General features: G+C 67.5%; 19 protein-coding genes and 1 riboswitch. Of the genes, 10 read left to right on the top strand and 9 right to left on the bottom strand.

Going from position 1 to position 21,915, the window contains the following annotated elements; translation table 11 throughout:
• Positions 1 to 71: 71 nt before the first annotated feature.
• From ACTWJ5_RS29765 to ACTWJ5_RS29755, 3 genes are read right to left on the bottom strand one after another with little or no spacing between them, the layout of a single operon-like run.
• A complete protein-coding gene (locus tag ACTWJ5_RS29765; protein WP_444439680.1) occupies positions 72 to 533 on the bottom strand; it encodes a M23 family metallopeptidase in 462 nt (153 codons plus the stop codon).
• Between the two features lie 44 nt (positions 534 to 577).
• Positions 578 to 1,051 carry an NUDIX domain-containing protein gene (locus ACTWJ5_RS29760; protein WP_009613717.1) on the bottom strand — a complete coding sequence of 158 codons (474 nt, stop codon included), beginning with the start codon at positions 1,049 to 1,051 and terminating at the stop codon, positions 578 to 580.
• On the bottom strand, positions 1,048 to 1,482 hold the full coding sequence (locus ACTWJ5_RS29755; protein ID WP_444437073.1) for a hypothetical protein: 435 nt from the start codon (positions 1,480 to 1,482) through the stop codon (positions 1,048 to 1,050). The genes ACTWJ5_RS29760 and ACTWJ5_RS29755 overlap by 4 nt, the downstream gene beginning before the upstream one ends.
• Before the next feature lie 111 nt (positions 1,483 to 1,593).
• Here ACTWJ5_RS29755 and pip point away from each other — a divergent pair, with 111 nt between their 5' ends.
• From pip to ACTWJ5_RS29720, 7 genes are all read left to right on the top strand, one after another.
• Positions 1,594 to 2,565, top strand: a complete 972-nt coding sequence (gene pip / locus ACTWJ5_RS29750; RefSeq protein WP_116424148.1) for a prolyl aminopeptidase — start codon at positions 1,594 to 1,596, stop codon at positions 2,563 to 2,565.
• On the top strand, positions 2,562 to 2,999 hold the full coding sequence (gene dtd / locus ACTWJ5_RS29745; protein WP_116424149.1) for a D-aminoacyl-tRNA deacylase: 438 nt from the start codon (positions 2,562 to 2,564) through the stop codon (positions 2,997 to 2,999). Before pip ends, dtd begins: the two co-directional genes overlap by 4 nt.
• A gap of 215 nt (positions 3,000 to 3,214) precedes the next feature.
• The gene (locus ACTWJ5_RS29740; protein WP_301500878.1) at positions 3,215 to 4,789 is read left to right on the top strand and encodes a glucan biosynthesis protein G; all 1,575 of its coding nucleotides are present in this window, start codon (positions 3,215 to 3,217) and stop codon (positions 4,787 to 4,789) included.
• Complete coding sequence (gene mdoH, locus ACTWJ5_RS29735; protein WP_444437071.1) at positions 4,782 to 7,367, top strand: glucans biosynthesis glucosyltransferase MdoH; 2,586 nt, start codon at positions 4,782 to 4,784, stop codon at positions 7,365 to 7,367. Before ACTWJ5_RS29740 ends, mdoH begins: the two co-directional genes overlap by 8 nt.
• A gap of 236 nt (positions 7,368 to 7,603) precedes the next feature.
• Complete coding sequence (locus ACTWJ5_RS29730) at positions 7,604 to 8,401, top strand: transporter substrate-binding domain-containing protein (protein WP_074985448.1); 798 nt, start codon at positions 7,604 to 7,606, stop codon at positions 8,399 to 8,401.
• Between the two features lie 72 nt (positions 8,402 to 8,473).
• The gene (locus ACTWJ5_RS29725) at positions 8,474 to 9,436 is read left to right on the top strand and encodes an amino acid ABC transporter permease (RefSeq protein WP_074985447.1); all 963 of its coding nucleotides are present in this window, start codon (positions 8,474 to 8,476) and stop codon (positions 9,434 to 9,436) included.
• Positions 9,429 to 10,163, top strand: coding sequence for an amino acid ABC transporter ATP-binding protein (locus ACTWJ5_RS29720; protein WP_074985446.1), 735 nt, complete (start codon positions 9,429 to 9,431; stop codon positions 10,161 to 10,163). The genes ACTWJ5_RS29725 and ACTWJ5_RS29720 overlap by 8 nt, the downstream gene beginning before the upstream one ends.
• Before the next feature lie 383 nt (positions 10,164 to 10,546).
• Here ACTWJ5_RS29720 and ACTWJ5_RS29715 read toward each other — a convergent pair whose 3' ends face one another.
• The 6 genes from ACTWJ5_RS29715 to ACTWJ5_RS29690 all read right to left on the bottom strand — a co-directional run bounded on the left by ACTWJ5_RS29715 (position 10,547) and on the right by ACTWJ5_RS29690 (position 19,061).
• On the bottom strand, positions 10,547 to 12,547 hold the full coding sequence (locus tag ACTWJ5_RS29715) for a DEAD/DEAH box helicase (protein ID WP_253409006.1): 2,001 nt from the start codon (positions 12,545 to 12,547) through the stop codon (positions 10,547 to 10,549).
• 247 nt (positions 12,548 to 12,794) lie between these two features.
• Positions 12,795 to 13,859, bottom strand: coding sequence for a hypothetical protein (locus ACTWJ5_RS29710; RefSeq protein WP_253409004.1), 1,065 nt, complete (start codon positions 13,857 to 13,859; stop codon positions 12,795 to 12,797).
• Between the two features lie 69 nt (positions 13,860 to 13,928).
• Entirely contained in the window at positions 13,929 to 14,777 is an 849-nt protein-coding gene (gene metF / locus ACTWJ5_RS29705) for a methylenetetrahydrofolate reductase [NAD(P)H] (protein WP_009613698.1), read from the bottom strand.
• Between the two features lie 123 nt (positions 14,778 to 14,900).
• Complete coding sequence (ahcY, locus tag ACTWJ5_RS29700; RefSeq protein ID WP_253409002.1) at positions 14,901 to 16,310, bottom strand: adenosylhomocysteinase; 1,410 nt, start codon at positions 16,308 to 16,310, stop codon at positions 14,901 to 14,903.
• 22 nt (positions 16,311 to 16,332) lie between these two features.
• Positions 16,333 to 16,436: riboswitch (S-adenosyl-L-homocysteine riboswitch) on the bottom strand.
• Between the two features lie 149 nt (positions 16,437 to 16,585).
• The gene (locus ACTWJ5_RS29695; RefSeq protein WP_253409000.1) at positions 16,586 to 17,809 is read right to left on the bottom strand and encodes a CaiB/BaiF CoA transferase family protein; all 1,224 of its coding nucleotides are present in this window, start codon (positions 17,807 to 17,809) and stop codon (positions 16,586 to 16,588) included.
• Between the two features lie 70 nt (positions 17,810 to 17,879).
• Positions 17,880 to 19,061: an acyl-CoA dehydrogenase gene (locus ACTWJ5_RS29690; protein ID WP_253392384.1), complete on the bottom strand. Its 1,182-nt coding sequence runs from the start codon at positions 19,059 to 19,061 to the stop codon at positions 17,880 to 17,882.
• A 214-nt stretch (positions 19,062 to 19,275) separates the two neighbouring features.
• On the opposite strand from ACTWJ5_RS29690, the gene ACTWJ5_RS29685 reads away from it, so the two are divergent.
• The 3 genes from ACTWJ5_RS29685 to ACTWJ5_RS29675 all read left to right on the top strand — a co-directional run bounded on the left by ACTWJ5_RS29685 (position 19,276) and on the right by ACTWJ5_RS29675 (position 21,859).
• Positions 19,276 to 20,184: a LysR substrate-binding domain-containing protein gene (locus tag ACTWJ5_RS29685; protein WP_444437070.1), complete on the top strand. Its 909-nt coding sequence runs from the start codon at positions 19,276 to 19,278 to the stop codon at positions 20,182 to 20,184.
• 116 nt (positions 20,185 to 20,300) lie between these two features.
• Complete coding sequence (locus ACTWJ5_RS29680) at positions 20,301 to 20,711, top strand: acyl-CoA thioesterase (RefSeq protein ID WP_301295980.1); 411 nt, start codon at positions 20,301 to 20,303, stop codon at positions 20,709 to 20,711.
• A gap of 140 nt (positions 20,712 to 20,851) precedes the next feature.
• A complete protein-coding gene (locus ACTWJ5_RS29675; RefSeq protein WP_285644327.1) occupies positions 20,852 to 21,859 on the top strand; it encodes an ABC transporter substrate-binding protein in 1,008 nt (335 codons plus the stop codon).
• Positions 21,860 to 21,915: the final 56 nt, after the last annotated feature.

Raw genomic sequence — 21,915 nt, 5'->3', positions numbered from 1 at the left:
AGGGGAGCCCGGCACCGTAGCGCAGATGCGCGCCGCGCGGCCACGCCGGGAGTGTTTCCAAAGTTCGCCGTTCAGCGCGCCAGGAGGAACTGCCCGGGGTCGATGAAGAACATCTTCTTCCAGCCCTGGGTTTCGTCGGTGGCGGCCCAGGGCCGCGGCAGCAGCGACAGCACCGCGTAGTGCAGGTGCGGCGGCTTGCCGGCGGCGTTGCCCGAGCTGCCCACCGCGCCGACCACCTGGCCGCGGCCCACCGGTTGCAGCGGCGCCACGTTCCAGGCCTGCAGGTGCGCCAGGTAGTGCAGGCGCCATTTCGGCCCGAGGATCAGCACCACCTTGCCGCCCAGGCCGATCTCGCCGCGGTACAGCACCAGCCCCGGCACCGGCGACAGCGCCGGGGCGCCGGCGTCGGCGAAGATGTCGATGCCCTTGTGCACCCCGGAAATGCCCCAGGGCTCGTACCAGAACGAACGGCGGTTCCAGTCGCGCTGGCTGGCGCCCTGCACCGGAATGACCGGGCGCTCCGGCAACAACATCGGCAGGACCAGCAGCGCCGCGAGGGGCAGGAGCCAGCGGCGTTTCACACCTGCAGGCCCAGGTGGCGGATCAGCGGCGCCGGCGCGGCCAGGCGTTCCCAGACGTCGTCGAGCAGCTCGGCGGGGTAGAAGGAGGGCAGGGCGGTCAGGTCGGCGCGCGGCACCCAGGCCACCTCGTGGATGGCGAACTCGTCGCCGCCCAGGCCGCGCAGGTTGTCCAGGCTCAGGTCGCCGCGCCAGGCGTCGACGCGATAGAACAGCTCCATGTGGAAGCGCCCGGCCAGCGGCTCGGCGAATTCGCGGACGTACACCAGCGGCCCGACCTCCACCTCCAGCCCGGTTTCCTCGCGGCATTCGCGCTTCACGGTGTCGCGCGTCGATCGGTCGCTGTGCGACTCGAAGCCGCCGCCCGGGGGAATCCAGTAGACGTCGCCGTCGACCTCGTGGCGCACCAGCAGGATGCTCTGCTCGCGGACCAGCAGGCCGGCGGCGCGGATGCGGTGTTGCAGTGGGTTCATCGCCAGTCGAGCCTCGCCAGCTTCCAGGTGTCACCCTCGCATCGCCATTCCAGGCTTACGCTGTAGGGGCGGTTGCGCCTGCGCTCGGGCAGCAGGTCGTCGCCGCCGGTCAGCGCCAGTTCCGCCCGGGTATGGCCGACGTCGGCGTAGTTGCGGTCGACGCGGCTGCTGCGCCCCAGGGTGATGAAGCGCACCCGCGGCTGCTGGACGAACACCTGCGCCAGGGTCCGGCGCACCCAGTCGCGGTCGTACTCGCCCTGGGCGCGGAAATCCTCGTGCAACTGCGCCAGCACGGCGCTGGTGGCGCGCTCGTCGAGGTTGCGCTGCAGCTGGCGCACCGCGTCGTTCAACTGGTCCTGGGGGGAGTCGCTGCTGCATCCGCCCAGCAGACAAATGACGCACAGCAGGCAAAGATACAACTTCCTCGGCATCCCGAGTGAACTCCTTTATCGGTTTTGCGCGGGCACAGGTATCATGCCCGACACGCAAGGGATGGTATCCGGTCGAGGGACGGACCGTACGTAAAGATTCAGGAGTGCGCCATGCAGCTTTTGTATCCGGAAATCAAGCCTTACGCCCGGCACCAGCTGGCCGTCGATGAACCGCACCTCCTTTATGTGGATGAAAGCGGCATACCGGACGGTCTGCCGGTGCTTTTCGTGCACGGCGGCCCGGGTGCCGGTTGCGACGCCCTGTCCAGGCGCTTCTTCGACCCCAACCTGTACCGCATCGTCACCTTCGACCAGCGCGGCTGCGGGCGCTCCACGCCCTTCGCCAGCCTGGACGACAACACCACCTGGCACCTGGTGGCCGACATGGAGCGCATCCGCCAGCACCTGGGCATCGAGAAGTGGGTGCTGTTCGGCGGCTCCTGGGGCTCGACGCTGTCGCTGGCCTACGCCCAGGCGCACCCCGAGCGCGTCCACGCGCTGATCCTGCGCGGCATCTTCCTGTGCCGCCCGCAGGATCTGCGCTGGTTCTACCAGGAGGGCGCCAGCCAACTGTTCCCCGACTACTGGGAGGACTACCTGGCGCCGATCCCGGCGGACGAGCGCGGCGACCTCATGCAGGCCTTCCGCAAGCGCCTGGTGGGCAGCGACCAGATCGCCCAGATGCACGCCGCGCGCGCCTGGTCCACCTGGGAAGGGCGCACCGCGACGCTGCGGCCCAACCCGGCGGTGGTCGACCGCTTCAGCGACCCGCACCGCGCGCTGTCCATCGCCCGCATCGAGAACCACTACTTCGTCAACGCCGCCTTCCTCGAGCCGGACCAGCTGCTGCGCGACATGCACCGTATCGCCCACCTGCCCGGCGTCATCGTGCACGGCCGCTACGACGTGGTCTGCCCGCTGGACAACGCCTGGGCGCTGCACAAGGCCTGGCCGAACAGCGAACTGCAGATCGTCCGCGACGCCGGCCATGCGGCCAGCGAGCCGGGCATCGCCGATGCCCTGGTGCGCGCCACCAACGAAATCGGCCGGCGCCTGCTCAACCTCCCCCCGGAGGCCGAATGAAGGCGCTGATCCAGCGCGTGAGCGCCGCGCGGGTGGAAGTCGACGGGGAAATCGTCGGCGCCATCGACCAGGGCCTGCTGGCGCTGGTCGGCGTGGAGCCCGAGGACGATGAGGCGAGCACCCAGCGGCTGCTGCACAAGCTGCTTAACTATCGAGTGTTCGCCGATATTGAAGGTAAGATGAACCTTTCTCTGGGCGATGTCGGCGGCGGTCTGCTGCTGGTCTCGCAGTTCACCCTGGCCGCCGACACCCGCAAGGGTCTGCGGCCGAGTTTTTCCAGCGCGGCGCCGCCGGCCCGGGGCGCAGAACTGTTCGAACATCTCGTGGATCAGGCACGAGCCCGTCATCCGCTGGTCGCTACCGGCCGGTTCGGCGCCAACATGCAGGTCCACCTGGTCAACGACGGGCCGGTGACCTTTCTTCTGGAGGCTTGAGCAGGCGGCAGTCCGTAACCGGGCCGCAGGATGATGGCAACTCGCATGCAACTAGAACAATGGCTCCCCGGGAGCCCAGGCCACAAGGCCGGGCAAGGGTTCTTCGCGATCGCGGGGAATCATTCGGGCTCACCGGGGTCGGAATTCAATCGCCGGCACTTTGGCATTGCCAGGGCCGGCCTTGGTTTTTTCAAGTTCACGGACGAGGGGGACTCGTGATTTTTCGTTCCGTTCAACACACCGCTTCCCGTAATTTCCTGCGCGACCTGATGCTGGTCGGCTCCGCTTTCCTGGCCCTGGGCGCCTCTCACGCCTGGGCTTTCACCATCGATGACGTCGCCGGCGAGGCGAAGAAACTGGCCAGCGAGAAGTACAGCGCGCCGGCCAGCAACCTGCCGTCGGTATTCAGCGAAATGAAGTTCGCCGACTACCAGCAGATCCGCTTCCGCATGGACAAGGCCTATTGGGCCGACGAGAAGGAGCCGTTCAAGCTCAGCTTCTATCACCAGGGCATGCACTTCGACACCCCGGTGAAGATCAACGAGGTGACGGCCACCAGCGTCAAGGAGATCAAGTACGATCCCGCGCGTTTCGACTTCGGAACCCTGCAGTTCGACGCCAATGCCACCAAGGACCTCGGCTACGCCGGGTTCCGCGTGCTCTACCCGATCAACAAGGCCGACAAGCTCGACGAGATCGCCACCTTCCTCGGCGCCAGCTACTTCCGCGTGGTCGGCAAGGGCCACGTCTACGGCCTCTCCGCCCGCGGCCTGGCGCTGGACACCGCGCTGCCCTCCGGCGAGGAGTTCCCGCGCTTCCGCGAGTTCTGGATCGAGAAGCCCAAGCCCCAGGACAAGCACCTGGTGATCTACGCCCTGCTGGACTCGCCGCGCGCCACCGGCGCCTACCGCCTGGTCCTGCGTCCGGGCAAGGACACCGTGGTCGACGTGCAGGCCAAGGTGTTCCTGCGCGACAAGGTCACCAAGCTCGGCATGGCGCCGCTGACCAGCATGTTCCTGTTCGGCTCCAACCAGCCCTCGGAGCAGCACAACTTCCGTCCGGAGCTGCATGACTCCACCGGCCTGCAGATCCATGCCGGCAACGACGAGTGGATCTGGCGCCCGCTGAACAACCCGAAACACCTGTCGGTGAGCAGCTACGCGGTGGAGAACCCGAAAGGCTTCGGCCTGCTCCAGCGCGGCCGCGAGTTCAGCCGCTACGAAGACCTGGACGACCGCTACGACCTGCGCCCGAGCCTGTGGATCGAGCCGCGCGGCGACTGGGGCAAGGGCAGCGTCGAATTGGTCGAGATCCCCACCCCGGACGAGACCAACGACAACATCGTCGCCTTCTTCAACCCGGAGAAGCGTCCTGAGTCCGGCCAGCCGCTGGAATACGCCTACCGCATGCACTGGACCATGGACGAGGACGCCCTGCATTCGCAGAAGGTCGCCCAGGTCAAGCAGACCCTGCGCTCGGTGGGTGACGTCAAGCAGGCCAACCTGATCCGCCAGCCCGACGGCAGTACCGCCCTGGTGGTGGACTTCGAGGGCGCCAACCTCAAGGTCCTGCCGGCCGACGCCGCGGTGACCACCCAGGTGAGCACCGACGACAACGCCGAGGTCAAGGAAAACAACCTGCGCTACAACCCTGTGACCCAGGGCTGGCGCCTGACCCTTCGGATCAAGGTGAAGGATCCGAAGAAGCCGACCGAAATGCGTGCGGCCCTGGTCAAAGATGGACAGACCCTGTCCGAAACCTGGAGCTACCAGCTGCCTGCCGATGAATAACACGACCACCCACAAGGCTCCGCTGGGCGAATACCTCGAGCACCTTCCGCTGACCGCGGAAGGGCGCGAGCGCCTGGCGCGCAGCGCTTCCTTCAGTGACCTGCACCAGCGCCTGGCGGAGGAGGCCGGCACCGCGCCGGCCGCCACCGACGATGCGGCGCTGGGCTCCATCGGCCCGCGCCTGCTGCTCGGCTACGGCCAGGAGCTGCAGGAAACCGGCATGCTCGGCCTGGACGACAACGGCCGCGCTTACCTCAAGGCGGCGCCGCCGATCCAGCGTACCAAGGTGCTCCCCGAGCCCTGGCGGACCAACGTGCTGGTGCGCGGCTGGCGCCGCCTGCTCGGCCGCGGCAACCCGTCCAAGCCCGCGCGCGACCTGCCCAAGGCGCGCTGGCAGCGGGTCGGCTCGCTGCGCCGGATGATCCTGCTGTTGCTGATGCTCGGCCAGACCAGCATCGCCACCTACTACATGAAGGGCATCCTGCCGTACCAGGGTTGGGCGCTGATCGACCTGGAAGAGATCAACCGCCAGACCTGGCTGCAGACCCTGCAGCAGGTGCTGCCGTACCTGATCCAGTTCGGCGTGCTGCTGCTCTTCGCCATCCTCTTCTGCTGGGTCTCGGCCGGTTTCTGGACCGCGCTGATGGGCTTCTGGGAGCTGCTCAGCGGCCGCGACCGCTACCGCATCTCCGGCAGCAGCGCCGGCAACGAGCCGATCGCGCCCGACGCGCGCACCGCCATCGTCATGCCGATCTGCAACGAGGACGTGCCGCGGGTCTTCGCCGGCCTGCGCGCCACCTTCGAGTCGGTGGCGGCCAGCGGCGAGCTGGACCACTTCGACTTCTTCGTCCTCAGCGACACCTACCAGGCCGACATCGCCGTGGCCGAGGAGCAGGCCTGGATCGAGCTGTGCCAGGAGACCAAGGGCTTCGGCAAGCTGTTCTACCGCCGCCGCCGTCGCCGGGTGAAGCGCAAGAGCGGCAACATCGACGACTTCTGCCGGCGCTGGGGCAGCCAGTACAAGTACATGGTGGTGATGGACGCCGACAGCGTGATGAGCGGCGACTGCCTGGCCAAGCTGGTGCGGCTGATGGAAGCCAACCCGGAGGCGGGCATCATCCAGACCGCGCCCAAGGCCTCGGGCATGGACACCCTCTATGCACGCATGCAGCAGTTCGCCACCCGCGTGTACGGCCCGCTGTTCACCGCCGGCCTGCACTTCTGGCAGCTGGGCGAGTCGCACTACTGGGGGCACAACGCGATCATCCGGGTGAAACCCTTCATCGAGCACTGCGCCCTGGCGCCGCTGCCGGGCAAGGGCTCGTTCTCCGGGGCCATCCTCTCCCACGACTTCGTCGAGGCCGCGCTGATGCGCCGCGCCGGCTGGGGCGTGTGGATCGCCTACGACCTGGAGGGCAGCTACGAGGAACTGCCGCCGAACCTGCTGGACGAGCTCAAGCGCGACCGCCGCTGGTGCCACGGCAACCTGATGAACTTCCGCCTGTTCCTGGTCAAGGGCATGCACCCGGTGCACCGCGCGGTGTTCCTCACCGGGGTGATGTCCTACCTGTCGGCGCCGCTGTGGTTCTTCTTCCTGGTGCTGTCCACCGCGCTGCTGGCGGTGCACCAGCTGATGGAGCCGCAGTACTTCCTGGAGCCGCGCCAGCTGTTCCCGATCTGGCCGCAGTGGCACCCGGAGAAGGCCATCGCGCTGTTCTCCACCACCCTGACCCTGCTGTTCCTGCCCAAGCTGCTCAGCGTCATGCTGATCTGGGCCAAGGGCGCCAAGGCCTTCGGTGGCGTGATCAAGGTCACCCTGAGCATGCTCCTGGAGATGCTCTTCTCGGTGCTGCTGGCGCCGGTGCGCATGCTCTTCCACACCCGCTTCGTGCTGGCCGCGTTCCTCGGCTGGGAAGCGCAGTGGAAGTCGCCGCAGCGTGACGACGACGCCACGCCCTGGAGCGAGGCGCTGCGCCGCCACGGCATGCAGACCCTGCTGGGCCTGGCCTGGGCGCTGCTGGTGGTGTGGCTGAACCCGCGCTTCCTGTGGTGGCTGTCGCCCATCGTCGGTTCGCTGATGCTGTCCATCCCGGTGTCGGTGATCACCAGCCGCGTCAACCTGGGCCTGGCCTCGCGCGACGAGAAGCTGTTCCTCATCCCCGAGGAATACGACACCCCGCGCGAGCTGCGCTCCACCGACGAGTACACCTACCAGAACCGCTGGCAGGCGCTGAAGGACGGCTTCGTCCGCAGCGTTTCCGACCCGCTGCTCAACGCCCTGGCCTGCGCCATGGGCACCGCGCGCCACGCGCGCTCCGAGGCCATCGAGGCGGCGCGCCAGCGGCGCGTGCAGCAGGCCCTGGAAGGCGGTCCGCAGGCCGTCGCCGGCGAGGCCCGCCTGGCCCTGCTGAGCGACCCGGTGGCGCTGTCGCGCCTGCACCTGCAGGTGTGGGAAGGCGGCCATGAGAACTGGCTGGAGCCCTGGCGCAAGTCCGTGCAGGCCGACGCGCACAGCCCGGCGCTGCCGCTGGCGCCGCCGGCCGGCGCCGGCGTGGGCCTGCCGGCCGCGCAGTCCTGACCGCGAGCCGCTCCCCGTCACCAGGCGGGGAGTGGCAACGCCTTGCAACGGTTTTCCCGGCGCTTTACTGCTGCTAACCTGCGCCATCGATCCAGAAAGACTCCCGACGGACGGCGACAGAGGGTAGGATTCGCACCCTTCAGCGCCCGGCGAGGCTTCGCGCGGCATAAAGACCGCAGCTGGATGCCGTGCCGACGTGCGCACGACTCAATTTCGACTGTCTGGGAGTGTGGGGAATGAAAAAGTATCTGGCATCGCTGCTGCTGGGCGTCTGCGCCCTGGCCGGCGTGGGCGCGGCACAGGCCGGCGCGGTGGATGACGCGGTCAAGCGCGGCAGCCTGCGGGTGGGCATGGACCCGACCTACATGCCGTTCGAGATGACCAACAAGCGTGGCCAGATCGTCGGCTTCGAGGTCGACCTGCTCAAGGCCATGGCCAAGGCCATGGGCGTCAAGCTGGAGCTGGTCTCCACCAGCTACGACGGCATCATCCCGGCGCTGCTGACCGACAAGTTCGACATGATCGGCTCGGGCATGACCCTGACCCAGGAGCGCAACCTGCGGGTCAACTTCTCCGATCCCTTCATCGTGGTCGGCCAGACCCTGCTGATCCGCAAGGAGCTGGAAGGCGCCATCAAGTCCTACAAGGACCTGAACGACGCCAAGTACCGCATCACCTCGAAGATCGGCACCACCGGCGAGTTCGTCGCCAAGAAGCAGCTGTCCAAGGCCCAGTACCACGGCTTCGACAACGAGCCCGAGGCGGTCATGGACGTGGTCAACGGCAAGGCCGACGCCTTCATCTACGACTCGCCCTACAACGTGGTCGCGGTCGGCAAGTTCGGCGCCGGCAAGCTGGTGTTCCTCGACCAGCCGTTCACCTACGAACCGCTGGCCTTCGGCCTGAAGAAGGGCGACTACGACTCGATCAACTGGATCAACAACTTCCTCAAGCAGATCCACGAGGACGGGACCTACGATCGTCTGCACGACAAGTGGTTCAAGAGCACCGACTGGCTGAAGGACATGGAATAATCCGCGTCCGACGCTGTTCGACCCGACGCGCAGGCCCTGGCCTGCGCGTTCGCATTTTCACGGTAAAGATACGTGACTAGAAGCAAACGCCCCACCTGGCCCTGGCATGGGCTGACCGCGCTGATCCTCCTGCTGATCGGCCTGGCCATCTGGTATTCCACCTCGCTGATTTCCTACGAGTGGCGCTGGAACCGCGTTCCCCAGTACTTCGCCTACCAGGCGGAGGAACCGCAACGTGCGGACGCCGTCTCGCGGGTGGAGAAGATCGAGGATTCCGGCCGCGAGGCCCGCGTCACCCTGGTCGACGACGACGGCAGGCAGCAGGTGCTGAACGTGGCCGGCGACAGCCTGCAGTTCTCCGAGAACGACGACGTCGGCGAAGGCGACGTGGTCGGCGTGCAGCGCCACTGGGCCGCCGGCCCGCTGGCCTGGGGCCTGTGGACCACGCTGTGGATCTCCTTCGTCTCCGGCGCGATCGGCCTGGCCATCGGCCTGTTCACCGGCCTCTGCCGGCTGTCGAAGAACCCCACGCTGCACGACCTCTCGACGCTCTACGTCGAGCTGGTGCGCGGCACGCCGCTGCTGGTGCAGATCTTCATCTTCTACTTCTTCATCGGCACCGTGCTCAACCTGTCCCGCGAGTTCGCCGGGGTGGCGGCGCTGGCGCTGTTCACCGGCGCCTACGTGGCCGAGATCGTCCGCGCCGGCGTGCAGTCCATCGCCCGCGGCCAGGACGAGGCGGCGCGCTCCCTGGGCCTGAGCGCGGCGCAGTCGATGCGCCACGTGATCCTGCCGCAGGCCTTCAAGCGCGTGCTGCCGCCGCTGGCCGGGCAGTTCATCAGCCTGGTCAAGGACACCTCGCTGGTCTCGGTGATCGCCATCACCGAACTGACCAAGAGCGGCCGCGAGGCCATCACCACCTCGTTCTCCACCTTCGAGATCTGGTTCTGCGTGGCCGCGCTCTACCTCGTCATCAACCTGCCGCTGTCGCATATGGCGAGCCGGCTGGAACGGAGGCTCGGACAAAGTGATTGAAGTCCGCAACCTGACCAAGGTGTTCGACACCCGCGGCCACGTGGTGCGCGCGGTGGACGACGTGACCACCCGCGTGGACAGGGGCGAGGTGGTGGTGGTGATCGGGCCCTCCGGCTCGGGCAAGTCCACCTTCCTGCGCTGCCTCAACGGCCTGGAGGAGTTCGACTCCGGCTCGGTGAGCATCGACGGCGTCGACCTGGCCAACCCGAAGACCGACATCAACGCCTACCGCCGCGAAGTCGGCATGGTGTTCCAGCACTTCAACCTGTTCCCGCACATGACCGTGCTGGAGAACCTGTGCCTGGCGCAGAAAGTGGTGCGCAAGCGCGGCAAGGCCGAGCGCGAGGAAAAGGCGAAGGCACTGCTGGCCAAGGTCGGCATCGGCCAGAAGGCCAACGAATACCCCTCGCGCCTGTCCGGCGGCCAGCAACAGCGCGTGGCCATCGCCCGCGCGCTGTGCATGGAGCCGAAGGTGATGCTGTTCGACGAGCCGACCTCGGCGCTCGACCCGGAGATGGTCGGCGAGGTGCTCGACGTGATGAAGGCCCTGGCGCTGGAAGGCATGACCATGGTCTGCGTCACCCACGAGATGGGCTTCGCCCGCGAAGTGGCCGACCGCGTGCTGTTCTTCGACCACGGCAAGCTGCTGGAAGACGCGCCGCCGGCGCAGTTCTTCGAACAGCCGGCCGATCCACGGGCGCAGAGCTTTTTGCGGCAGGTGCTTTGAGTGCTTGGTGAATGACACGAAGCCGCCCTTTGGGGCGGCTTTTTTGTTGCCTGTAGGAGCGAGCTTGCTCGCGAATGGGGTTCGCGACAGGAGTTTGCGAAGAGCACCCTCTCCCTGAAGGGAGAGGGGGATAGTCCGTGCCGAGAGAGGTTTGGCGCCAATCGGCAACTTCGTAGCAGCCGGCTGACGCCGAAATACCCGAGTACACCGAACGGTCCCCTCTCCCTTCAGGGAGAGGGTTAGGGAGAGGGTGCGGAGTGGAGCCGACACGCCGTCGCCAAAGGGCAACACGGTTCGCGAGCAAGCTCGCTCCTACAGGAGCAGGCCCTGCGCACAGCCAAGAAAAAACCGCCCCAAGGGGCGGTTTCTTCAACAACTGGCACTCAACGGTTACGCGTCAGCAGCGCCGGGCGTTCGCCCTTTTCGCGGCGCGGTTCCAGCTCTTCCAACTGCTCCGCAGTGGGGAAGCGGTCGCCGCGGACCAGGTCGCGCTTGTTGATCACCACCGGCTGGCGGGTCGGCTTGGCGGCGCCGTACTCGCTCGGCTCGCGCAGCGGCGCGTCGCTCATCAGCGAGGGTTGGCCCTTGCCGCCGCGCTTGCGGGCGGCGCGCTGCTTGCCCTGGGCGTTGCCGCCCTGGCCGCCGCGGGCCTGGCCGTTGGCGTTCTTGCCGCGGGCGCCCTGGCCACCCTGGCCGCTGCCTTTCTGGCCCGGCTTGCCCTGCTTCTGGCCTTGACCTTGGCCTTGGCCCTGAGCCTGGCCCTGGCCGCGGGCACGCTGGCCCTGGGGCGCCTGGCCCTGGGGCTGGCCGCCGCGACGGCGCTGGCCGCGTTGCACGTCCTTGTCCGGGAAGGGGCTGACGTAGTCGGCGCGGTTGCCGAAGTTGTCGTAGTCGTCGTCGAGGAACTCCTCGGGATCGCGGTTCTGACCCTGCGCCGCCGGCTTGGGCTGCCTGGGCTGCCTGGGCTGGGCGTCGCCGCGCGGGGCCTGCTGGGCCTGCTGCTCGCCCTGGGCCTGGGCATCGCCCTTCTTCTTGCCGCGGCCGCCACGGCGGCGGCGCTTGCCGGCCGGCTTGTCGCCCTGCTCGGCGCCGTCTTCGGCCTGGGCCTCGGCGGCAGCTTGTACCTGCTGCGGCTCCTTGTCCCTGGGCTTGCGCTCGCGCTTGGCCTTGTCCTTGCGCGGCTGGCGCTGGGGCTGTTCCTTGGGCTCGGGCAGGGCCACTTCCGGCAGTGCCACCTCGGGGTCGAAGCCCTGGGTGTCGCCAGCGGGGATCTGCTGCCTGGTCAGGCGCTCGATGGCCTTGAGCAGCTTCTCCTCGTCCGGGGCCACCAGCGAGATGGCTTCGCCGCTGCGCCCGGCGCGGCCGGTGCGGCCGATGCGGTGGACGTAGTCTTCCTCGACGTTGGGCAGCTCGTAGTTGACCACGTGGGGCAACTGGTCGATGTCCAGGCCGCGGGCGGCGATGTCGGTGGCCACCAGGATGCGCACATCGTTGGTCTTGAAGTCGGCCAGGGCCTTGGTGCGCGCGTTCTGGCTCTTGTTGCCGTGGATCGCGGCGGCCGGCAGGCCGTGCTTGCTCAGGTACTCGGCGAGGCGGTTGGCGCCGTGCTTGGTGCGGGTGAAGACCAGCACCTGCTCCCAGGCGCCCACGGTCACCAGGTGCGCCAGCAGGGCGCGCTTCTGTACCGAGGGGATGCGGAACACGCGCTGCTCGATGCGCTCGACGGTGGTGTTCGGCGGGGTGACCTCGATGCGCTCGGGGTTGTGCAGCAGCTTGTTGGCGAGGTCGGTGATGTCTTTCGAGAAGGTCGCCGAGAACAGCAGGTTCTGGCGCTTGGGCGGCAGCTTGGCGAGGACCTTCTTGACGTCGTGGATGAAGCCCATGTCGAGCATGCGGTCGGCTTCGTCGAGGACCAGGATCTCCACGCGGGAGAGGTCGACGCTGCCCTGGCCGATCAGGTCGAGCAGGCGGCCGGGGCAGGCCACCAGCACGTCGACGCCCTTGGACATGGCCTGGACCTGGGGATTCATGCCGACGCCGCCGAAGATGCAGGCGCTCTTCAGGGGCAGGTCGCGGGCATAGACCTTGAAGCTGTCGTGGACCTGGGCGGCCAGTTCGCGGGTCGGCGTCAGCACCAGCACGCGCGCCTGGCGCGGGCCGTGGCGGTGTTCACGGTCGGGATGGCCTTCGGGGAACAGCCGCTCGAGCACCGGAAGGGCGAAGCCACCGGTCTTGCCGGTGCCGGTCTGGGCCGCGACCATCAGGTCGCGACCTTGCAATACGGCGGGAATCGCCCGCTCCTGGACAGGGGTGGGCTGGCTGTAGCCCGCCGCCTCTACTGCGCGGGCCAGCGCCTCGGAGAGACCGAGGGAGGAAAAGGACATGCGGGGTATTCCTATATGAGCCGGCGGCTGGCCGGCGAATGTGAAGTCACCAAGTTCTTCGAACTCCTCTGTACCCTCGTTCCCGTGGCGGGAAGAGGGACGGCGCGGGGCGCTGCGTATGCACCCAGGGCCGAGCTACTGGCAGGGGCCCTCGCGGGCTCCTCCGGGGGCCGACGGCAAGGGCCGCCGGCCTGGGGTTGCGCCCGGCCCCGGAAGGGCAGAGGCGCTGCCAGCGCCGGCCTGCCGTTCAGAGCAGGTCCTGCTGGCGTAGGTGCCGGCGTATCGCCTCGAGCCTTGGGCCGAGGAGATGGCGCAACACCTTGTGGTTCAGCCATTCACCGAGCTGCTCTTGCACCGGCTGGTCGGGATGGCGCGCGATGACATTGGTCACGGCCTTTTCCCACCAGACGGGGCCGCAGGCCCGGTCGAACTCGTTGTCGTAGTCGTGGCACCCGTAGAACAGCTCCAGGCTGAACTGGCGCATCGGGGCCGGCAACGGCAGTGTTCTCAGCTTGTACAGCAGGCGCGCGGCCCGTGGTGGACGCGGCAGGCGGTCGGTCACCAGTTGGGTGTCGTCGAGAGCCAGGGGGCTGAGAAGGGACGTTCGGTGCTTGTGCAGCCAGGCCTGGACTTTCGCCCGGAACAACTGCTTGCGGCTCCAATAATGGTGGATGAGGTCGGTACAACCGACGGGTTCCAGTTGTCTGTAGGCCGCAATCGCCAGAACGAACTCTTCAAGATTATAGGCTGCGCGGGCAATTGGGTAGAGGTCATCCATCAATTCCAACGAACGGTCGAGTACGAGGGCGTCTTCGCGGGTCAGTCCGATCACCCCGGAATTGATCAGCGGTGTCCGTTCGTCGGCCAGTCCGCGGGCCTTCAGGGGCTCGATCAGCTGGCGGTAGACGGGCGCCGGCGAGTCGCCCAGGCGCTGGTTGACGGCGTTGCACAGCAGGGCGCCGGGCCGCACGCGGGCGAGCAGATGGGCGGGCGAGGCGTGGAAGAAGGTGTCGGTATCGATCAGCACGGCGGCCGGCAGTTCGTCGAGCGCCTGGCGCAGGGCCACGTGCTTGGCGCGGAAATGGTAGCCGTGGGGCCCGTACCAGCCGGCCAGGGTGCCTGCGTCGATGTGGCGCACCCGCACCGGCAGCCCGGCGTAGGGGGCGCCGTCATCGGTGACGACCTGGATGTCCAGGCGCAGCTGCGGTGTTTCCCGTGCCCGGGCGATGGCGCTGGCGATGCTGAACAGGGCTTCCTGATGGTAGGTCTGGCGACCGTACACGAGGTAGATCAGAGAGGGGGCATGTGCCATGCCATGTGCAACCTCTAGCGTCCTGGCCGGTGAACCGCCGCCCGTTGCGGGCGGCGGAGCACCGTTGCGCTAGCGGGGCAGCTTCAGGTTTTTCCACAGTGCCAGGCTGGGGTCGGCCTGGTTCAGCGTGTAGAAATGCAGCCCGGGGGCGCCGCCGTCCAGCAGACGTTCGCACATCTCGGTGATCACCTGCTCGCCGAAGGACTGGATGCTGGCGATGTCGTCGCCATAGGCTTCCAGCTGCTTGCGGATCCAGCGGGGGATTTCGGCGCCACAGGCGTCCGAGAAACGCGCCAGCTTGGAGTAGTTGGTGATCGGCATGATGCCCGGGACGATCGGGATGTCGACGCCCAACTTCTGTGCACGCTCGACGAAGTGGAAATAGCTGTCGGCGTTGAAGAAATACTGCGTGATTGCACTGTCAGCACCGGCCTTGACCTTGCGTACGAAATTGGCCAGATCGTGCTCGGAATTGCGTGCCTGCGGATGTACTTCCGGGTAGGCAGCGACCTCGATGTGGAAGTGGTCGCCGGTCTCGGCGCGGATGAACTCCACCAGTTCGTTGGCGTAGCGCAGCTCGCCGCTGGCCATGCCCATGCCCGAGGGCAGGTCGCCGCGCAGGGCGACGATGCGGCGGATGCCGGCGTCCTTGTAGTGGGCGAGCAGGGCGCGCAGTTCGGCCTTGGTGTCGCCGACGCAGGACAGGTGCGGCGCGGTGGGGACGTTCACCTCGCCGTCCAGCTGCAGGACGGTGACCAGGGTACGGTCGCGGGTGGAACCACCGGCACCGTAGGTGCAGGAGAAGAAGTCCGGCTTGTAGCCGGCCAGCTGGCGCGCGGTGGCCAGCAGTTTTTCATGCCCGGCTTCGGTCTTGGCGGGGAAGAACTCGAAGCTGAAGCGGCGATCGGATGTCGTCATGGAACAGATCCGCAAGAGGCTGTCGGGACGTGATCGCTGAAGGCTGAAGGCTGAAGGCTGAACGAAAAGGCAGATCGGTGCGCTTTTTCGTCCAGCCTCCAGCCTCCGGCTTCCAGCGGCTTTTTAGTAGCGGTAAGTATCCGGCTTGAACGGACCTTCGACGGTCACGCCGATGTACTCGGCCTGTTTCGGCGTCAGTTGGGTGACCACGCCGCCGAAGCCGCGGACCATCTCCAGGGCGACCTCCTCGTCGAGCTTCTTCGGCAGCACTTCGACGCTCAGGCGCTTGGCCTTCTCGGCGGCCGGCTGGTCGGCGAACTTGCGCTCGAACAGGTGGATCTGCGCCAGCACCTGGTTGGCGAAGGAACCGTCCATGATGCGGCTCGGGTGGCCGGTGGCGTTGCCCAGGTTCACCAGGCGGCCCTCGGCGAGCAGGATCAGGTAGTCGTCGTTGTGCGGATCGAAGCCGTCGTTGCCGGTGCGGTGGATCTTGTGCACCTGCGGCTTGACCTCTTCCCAGGCCCAGGTCTTGCGCATGAAGGCGGTGTCGATCTCGTTGTCGAAGTGGCCGATGTTGCAGACCACGGCGCGCTTCTTCAGGGCCTTGAGCATGCCGGCGTCGCAGACGTTGACGTTGCCGGTGGTGGTGACGATCAGGTCGATCTTGCCCAGCAGGGCGGCGTCGACGCTGGCCTCGGTGCCGTCGTTCAGGCCGTTCTTGTACGGCGAGACGACTTCGAAGCCGTCCATGCAGGCCTGCATGGCGCAGATCGGGTCGACTTCCGAGACCTTGACGATCATGCCTTCCTGGCGCAGCGACTGCGCCGAGCCCTTGCCCACGTCGCCGTAGCCGATCACCAGCGCCTGCTTGCCCGACAGCAGGTGGTCGGTGCCGCGCTTGATGGCGTCGTTGAGGCTGTGGCGGCAGCCGTACTTGTTGTCGTTCTTGCTCTTGGTCACCGAGTCGTTGACGTTGATCGCCGGGACTTTCAGGGTGCCGGCCTTGAGCATGTCGAGCAGGCGGTGCACGCCGGTGGTGGTCTCTTCGGTGATGCCGTGGATCTTCTCCAGCATTGCCGGGTATTTCTTGTGCAGGATCTCGGTCAGGTCACCGCCGTCGTCCAGCACCATGTTGGCGTCCCACGGCTGGCCGTCCTTGAGGATGGTCTGCTCGATGCACCACTCGTATTCCTGCTCGGTCTCGCCCTTCCAGGCGAACACCGGGATGCCGGCGGCGGCGATGGCGGCGGCGGCCTGGTCCTGGGTGGAGAAGATGTTGCAGGACGACCAGCGCACTTCGGCGCCGAGGGCGACCAGGGTCTCGATGAGCACGCCGGTCTGGATGGTCATGTGGATGCAGCCGAGGATCTTGGCGCCCTTGAGCGGCTGGCTGGCGGCGTACTTGCGGCGCAGGCCCATCAGTGCCGGCATCTCGGACTCGGCGATGATCAGCTCGCGGCGGCCCCAGGCGGCCAGGGAAATGTCGGCGACTTTATAGTCGGTGAAACCGGCAGGCGTCATGACAGCGCTCATGCGTAACTCTCCATTCGTTGTCTGCGAATGGGCGCCGTTGATGCGTTAACGGCCGGCGGACGCCGACCGGGACGCGCCCCGTCCGAGCCTGACAAGCCTTGGCTTGCTGCAGCGCCCCTCGGAACGGGTGGCGGGAACGGCCGGAGCGGAGCCGGCCGGTGAAGCCTGCGGATTATAGCGATGCCGGGCGGCAAGCCAAAGGTTTTCCGTCGTCCGCCGGGCCCGCCCGCGCCGCGCCAGGGGCCGTGAATACCCTGGCGCGGCGGCGCGCGGGTTCAGATCACGCCCTGCTCGCGCAGCTTGCCGATGGCGGCGGCGTCCAGGCCGAGCACGCTTTCGAGGATCTGCTCGGTGTGCTGGCCGAGGGTCGGCGGGGCGTTGCGGTACTCGACGGGGGTCTGCGACAGGCGGATCGGGCTGGCCACCTGGGGCACGGTCCCGGCCAGCGGGTGCGGCAGGTCCACACGCAGGCCGCGAGCGATCACCTGCGGGTCGGCGAACACCTGGGCCAGGTCGTTGATCGGCCCGCAGGGCACGCCGGCCTGCTCCAGCGCGGTGATCCATTCGGCCGTGGTGCGCATCACCGTGGCCTGGCGGATCAGCGGGATCAGCACGTCGCGGTGGGCGACCCGCGCCTTGTTGCTGGCGAAGCGTTCGTCGTCGGCCCATTCCGGGTGCCCGGCCAGTTCGCAGAACTTGCGGAACTGCCCGTCGTTGCCGACCGTGAGGATCATGTCGCCGTCGGCGGTGGGGAAGTCCTGGTAGGGCACGATGTTCGGGTGGGCGTTGCCCAGCCGGCGCGGCGGGATGCCGGTGGTCAGGTAGTTCAGCGTCTGGTTGGCCAGGCAGGCCACCTGCACGTCGAGCAGGGCCATGTCGATGTGCTGGCCGATGCCGCTGACGTCGCGGTGGGCGAGGGCGGCGAGGATGGCGGTGGACGAATACAGGCCGGTGAGGATGTCGGTCAGCGCCACGCCGACTTTCACCGGGCCGGCGCCTTCCTCGGCGTCGGAGCGGCCGGTGATGCTCATCAGGCCGCCCAGGCCCTGGATCATGAAGTCGTAGCCGGCGCGCTTGGCGTAGGGGCCGGTCTGGCCGAAGCCGGTGATGGAGCAGTAGATCAGCTTCGGGTTGAGCTGCTTGAGCGACTCGTAGTCCAGCCCGTAGCTCTTCAGCCCGCCGACCTTGAAGTTCTCCAGCACGATGTCGGCCTTGGCCGCCAGCTCGCGCACCAGGCGCTGGCCTTCGGGCTGGGTGAAGTCGATGGTGAGGGATTTCTTGTTGCGGTTGGCCGACAGGTAGTAGGCCGCCTCGCTGGTGTCGCGGCCCTCGGCGTCCTTGAGGAACGGCGGGCCCCAGGCGCGGGTGTCGTCGCCGCTGCCGGGGCGTTCGATCTTGATCACTTCGGCGCCGAGGTCGGCGAGGATCTGCCCGGCCCAGGGGCCGGCCAGGACACGGGAAAGGTCGAGAACGCGGATATGGGACAGGGCGCCGGACATAGAAGCTCCTGGGCTGCAGGCCACAGGCTGCAGGCGGAGCGCTCTTGCCTGCCGCCTGAAGCCGCTTTTTTTAGAAGAAAGCCTGGATCCCGGTCTGGGCGCGGCCGAGGATCAGCGCGTGGACGTCGTGGGTACCTTCATAGGTGTTCACCACTTCCAGGTTGACCAGGTGGCGGGCCACGCCGAACTCGTCGGAGATGCCGTTGCCGCCGAGCATGTCGCGGGCCATGCGGGCGATGTCCAGGGCCTTGCCGCAGCTGTTGCGCTTCATGATCGAGGTGATTTCCACCGCGGCGGTGCCTTCGTCTTTCATCCGGCCCAGGCGCAGGCAGCCTTGCAGGGCCAGGGTGATTTCGGTCTGCATGTCGGCCAGCTTCTTCTGGATCAGCTGGTTGGCGGCCAGCGGGCGGCCGAACTGCTTGCGGTCCAGGGTGTACTGGCGGGCGGTGTGCCAGCAGGCCTCGGCGGCGCCCAGGGCGCCCCAGGAGATGCCGTAGCGCGCCGAGTTCAGGCAGGTGAACGGGCCGCGCAGGCCGCGCACTTCGGGGAAGGCGTTCTCTTCGGGGACGAACACGTTGTCCATCACGATCTCGCCGGTGATGGAGGCGCGCAGGCCGACCTTGCCGTGGATGGCCGGGGCGGACAGGCCTTCCCAGCCTTTCTCCAGGACGAAGCCGCGGATCTGGCCTTCGTCGTCCTTGGCCCAGACCACGAAGACGTCGGCGATCGGGCTATTGGTGATCCACATCTTGGCGCCGGACAGGCGGTAGCCGCCGTCGACCTTCCTGGCGCGGGTGATCATCGAGCCCGGGTCGGAACCGTGGTTCGGCTCGGTCAGGCCGAAGCAGCCGATGTATTCGCCGCTGGCCAGTTTCGGCAGGTACTTCTGCTTGGTGGCTTCGTTGCCGAACTCGTAGATCGGCACCATGACCAGGGACGACTGCACGCTCATCATCGAGCGGTAGCCGGAGTCGACGCGCTCGACCTCGCGGGCGATCAGGCCGTAGCACACGTAGTTCAGGCCGCTGCCGCCGTACTCGGCGGGGATGGTCGCGCCGAGCAGGCCGGTCTCGCCCATCTCGCGGAAGATCGCCGGGTCGGTCTGCTCGTGGCGGAAGGCCTCCAGCACGCGCGGGGCCAGCTTGTCCTGGGCGAACTGCTGGGCGCTGTCGCGAACCATGCGCTCTTCTTCGGTGAGTTGCTGATCCAGCAGCAGCGGGTCTTCCCAGTTGAAGCTTGCTTTGGTGGCCATCGGGTTACCTCGGGGCAGTGACAGGGTGTCCGACCAGTTTAGGCGGACGCAGTGCGGTCGATCCTAGTCAGCCGCCGACCGGTGCGGCAACCGACTAATTCGCACGCTGTTGTGCTATTTTCTCACTCCGTGATCGCCCGGGCCCCATGAAACGAATGTTTGAATGGCCTGTTTCCCGGGCTTCGCGGATCACGAGATTCCCAAGAGGCATTCGATGCGGCGCAAGATCCCCACCACCGCGGCGCTGGTCAGCTTCGAGTCGGCGGCGCGCCATGAAAGCTTCACCAAGGCCGCCGAGGAACTGTCGCTGACGCAGAGCGCCATCTGCCGGCAGATCGCCGGGCTGGAGGCGTTCCTCGGCGTCGAGCTGTTCCGCCGCTCGCGTCGCGGCGTCAAGCTCACCGAGGCGGGGCTGGGCTACAGCCGGCGCATCGCCGCGCGGCTGGACGCGGTGGAGCGCGACACCCTGGCGGTGATGGGTCAGCAGGGCGGCGGCAGCATCGAGCTGGCGGTGGTGCCGACCTTCGCCACCCAGTGGCTGCTGCCGCGGCTCAAGGCCTTCAAGGGGCTGTACCCGGAAGTCACGGTGAACCTGACCAACCGCACCCGGCCCTTCCTCTTCGCCGACACCGACTTCGACTGCGCGCTGTACTTCGGCGACGGCGCCTGGTCCGGCACGGTGAAGCACTTCCTCATGCGCGAGAACCCGGTGCCGGTGTGCAGCCCCGAGCTGCTCGAAGGCCGCGCCAGCTTCGGCGCCGAAGAGATCGCCGCGCTGCCGCTGATGCAGCAGACCACCCGGCCCTACGCCTGGCGCCAGTGGTTCGGCTCCCTGGGCATGAGCGTCGCCCACGACATGAGCGGCACCCGCTACGAGTTGTTCTCCATGCTCGCCCAGGCGGCCATGCTCGGCATGGGCGTGGCGCTGATCCCGCCGATGCTGATCCAGCGCGAGCTGGCCGAGGGCCGGCTGATCGTGGCGATGCAACATGCCTATTTGAGCGAACACGCCTATTACCTGATGATTCCCGAGCGCAAGGTGGAGTCCGCCATCGTCCGCGCCTTCCGCGACTGGCTGGTGGAACAGGCGCGCATCTACCGCGAGGAAGCCGGCCTGGGCTGATCCGGGCCGGGCGAGAAGCGGCGATCCGCGCGATAATTGCGCAGCCGGCGGGGCTCGACCCGTCAACTTGCCGACAAGGCATCGCGCTCACGAGGCGCAACCAGCAAGGAGTTCCCATGAATTTCCACACCCGCAAATGGGTAAAACCCGAAGACCTCAACCCCAACGGCTCGCTGTTCGGCGGCAGCCTGTTGAAGTGGATAGACGAAGAAGCGGCCATCTACGCCATCGTCCAGCTGGGCAACCAGCGCGTGGTCACCAAGTTCATCTCCGAGATCAACTTCGTCAGCTCGGCGCGCACCGGCGACATCATCGAGATGGGCATCACCGCCACCGATTTCGGCCGCACCTCGATCACCCTGACCTGCCACGTGCGCAACAAGATCACCCGCAAGAGCATCCTCACCATCGACAAGATGGTCTTCGTCAACATGGGCCCGGACGGCCTGCCGGCGCCCCACGGCAAGACCGAGATCACCTACATCAAGGACCAGTTCAAGGACGACGACATCAACAGCGAGGCCTGAACCGGGGCCTGCCTCCGGGCCCGCAGCGACGCCGGAGGCTTTGCATCCGCGCGGTTTCGTGTGAGCCTGTGCCCGCCCACGGCGGGTGCGGGCCAAGGCTCCCCCGTCGTACCACCACAGAAAAAGACCGGGGAGACACCATGCAAGCGCCCATCGCATCCACGCTGCGCCGCCTCGTCGCGGCCACCTGCTGCGCCGTCCTGCTGGGCGGCGCCGCCCAGGCCGCCGAGCCCAAGGCCGACCTCAAGCCCGAGGCCGGCACCTTCAAGATGGGCATGCAGCCCTGGCTGGGCTACGGCCAGTGGTACGTCGCCGAACAGGCCGGGGCCTTCAAGGCCAACGGCCTGGACAAGGTCGAGCTGGTCAACTTCACCGAAGACAAGGACATGAACGCCGCCCTGGCCAGCGGCCAGATCGACGGTGGCAACCTCGCCACCCACACCGCCATGGCCATGGTCGCCGCCGGCCTGCCGGTGAAGATCGTCCTGCTGCTGGACCAGAGCACCAGCGCCGATGCGCTGATCGTCGACCCCTCGATCAAGACGCTGAAGGACCTCAAGGGCAAGCAGGTCGCCTATGAAGAGGGCACCACCAGCGACATCCTCCTGCACAGCGCGCTGCGCAAGGCCGGCCTGAGCCTGGCCGACGTGCAGCCGGTGCCGATGCCGGCGGCCAACGCCGGTTCCGCGCTGATCGCCGGCCAGGTGCCGGCGGCGGTGACCTACGAGCCGTATCTGAGCGCCGCCAGGCAGCAGAACCCGAAAGTGAACCTGCTGTACAAGGGCTCGGACGACCCGGGCATCATCAGCGACGTGTTCGTGGTCCGCGACGAGGTGCTCAAGCAGCGCCCCGGCCAGGTGCTGGCCCTGCTCAAGAGCTGGGAAGCCGGCCTGAAGCACTACCAGGCCCACACCGCCGAAGGCCGCGCGGCCATCGCCAAGGGCGTCGGCGCCGAGCCGGCGGAGCTGCAGAGCGCCTTCGACGGCGTGCGCTTCTATTCCCTGGGCGAGAACAAGACCGAGCTGAAGGGCGCCTTCGTCAAGGACTCCTTCGCGCACATCCAGAAGGCCGCCAGCGAAGCCGGCATCATCCAGCAGCCGGTGACCCCGGAGCAGGCCGTCGACGCGCGCTTCGCCGAGGCGCTCTGACGCACCCCGCGCGCCGGCTCCGGGCCGGCGCGCTTTCCCCGTTACCCCGAGCCTCG

Origin of the sequence: Pseudomonas sp. A6 (assembly GCF_052367875.1) — a bacterium.
Taxonomy (GTDB): domain Bacteria; phylum Pseudomonadota; class Gammaproteobacteria; order Pseudomonadales; family Pseudomonadaceae; genus Pseudomonas; species Pseudomonas citronellolis.
This window is presented reverse-complemented; position numbering and strand designations above follow the sequence as displayed.

Excerpts from the sequence above, each read along its gene's own strand:
- ACTWJ5_RS29765 (WP_444439680.1), bottom strand. The coding sequence starts at position 533 with ATGTTGTTGCCGGAGCGCCCGGTCATTCCGGTGCAGGGCGCCAGCCAG.
- ACTWJ5_RS29760 (WP_009613717.1), bottom strand. The coding sequence starts at position 1,051 with ATGAACCCACTGCAACACCGCATCCGCGCCGCCGGCCTGCTGGTCCGC.
- ACTWJ5_RS29755 (WP_444437073.1), bottom strand. The coding sequence starts at position 1,482 with ATGCCGAGGAAGTTGTATCTTTGCCTGCTGTGCGTCATTTGTCTGCTG.
- pip (WP_116424148.1), top strand. The coding sequence starts at position 1,594 with ATGCAGCTTTTGTATCCGGAAATCAAGCCTTACGCCCGGCACCAGCTG.
- dtd (WP_116424149.1), top strand. The coding sequence starts at position 2,562 with ATGAAGGCGCTGATCCAGCGCGTGAGCGCCGCGCGGGTGGAAGTCGAC.
- mdoH (WP_444437071.1), top strand. The coding sequence starts at position 4,782 with ATGAATAACACGACCACCCACAAGGCTCCGCTGGGCGAATACCTCGAG.
- ACTWJ5_RS29730 (WP_074985448.1), top strand. The coding sequence starts at position 7,604 with ATGAAAAAGTATCTGGCATCGCTGCTGCTGGGCGTCTGCGCCCTGGCC.
- ACTWJ5_RS29715 (WP_253409006.1), bottom strand. The coding sequence starts at position 12,547 with ATGTCCTTTTCCTCCCTCGGTCTCTCCGAGGCGCTGGCCCGCGCAGTA.
- ACTWJ5_RS29710 (WP_253409004.1), bottom strand. The coding sequence starts at position 13,859 with ATGGCACATGCCCCCTCTCTGATCTACCTCGTGTACGGTCGCCAGACC.
- metF (WP_009613698.1), bottom strand. The coding sequence starts at position 14,777 with ATGACGACATCCGATCGCCGCTTCAGCTTCGAGTTCTTCCCCGCCAAG.
- ahcY (WP_253409002.1), bottom strand. The coding sequence starts at position 16,310 with ATGAGCGCTGTCATGACGCCTGCCGGTTTCACCGACTATAAAGTCGCC.
- ACTWJ5_RS29695 (WP_253409000.1), bottom strand. The coding sequence starts at position 17,809 with ATGTCCGGCGCCCTGTCCCATATCCGCGTTCTCGACCTTTCCCGTGTC.
- ACTWJ5_RS29690 (WP_253392384.1), bottom strand. The coding sequence starts at position 19,061 with ATGGCCACCAAAGCAAGCTTCAACTGGGAAGACCCGCTGCTGCTGGAT.
- ACTWJ5_RS29685 (WP_444437070.1), top strand. The coding sequence starts at position 19,276 with ATGCGGCGCAAGATCCCCACCACCGCGGCGCTGGTCAGCTTCGAGTCG.
- ACTWJ5_RS29680 (WP_301295980.1), top strand. The coding sequence starts at position 20,301 with ATGAATTTCCACACCCGCAAATGGGTAAAACCCGAAGACCTCAACCCC.
- ACTWJ5_RS29675 (WP_285644327.1), top strand. The coding sequence starts at position 20,852 with ATGCAAGCGCCCATCGCATCCACGCTGCGCCGCCTCGTCGCGGCCACC.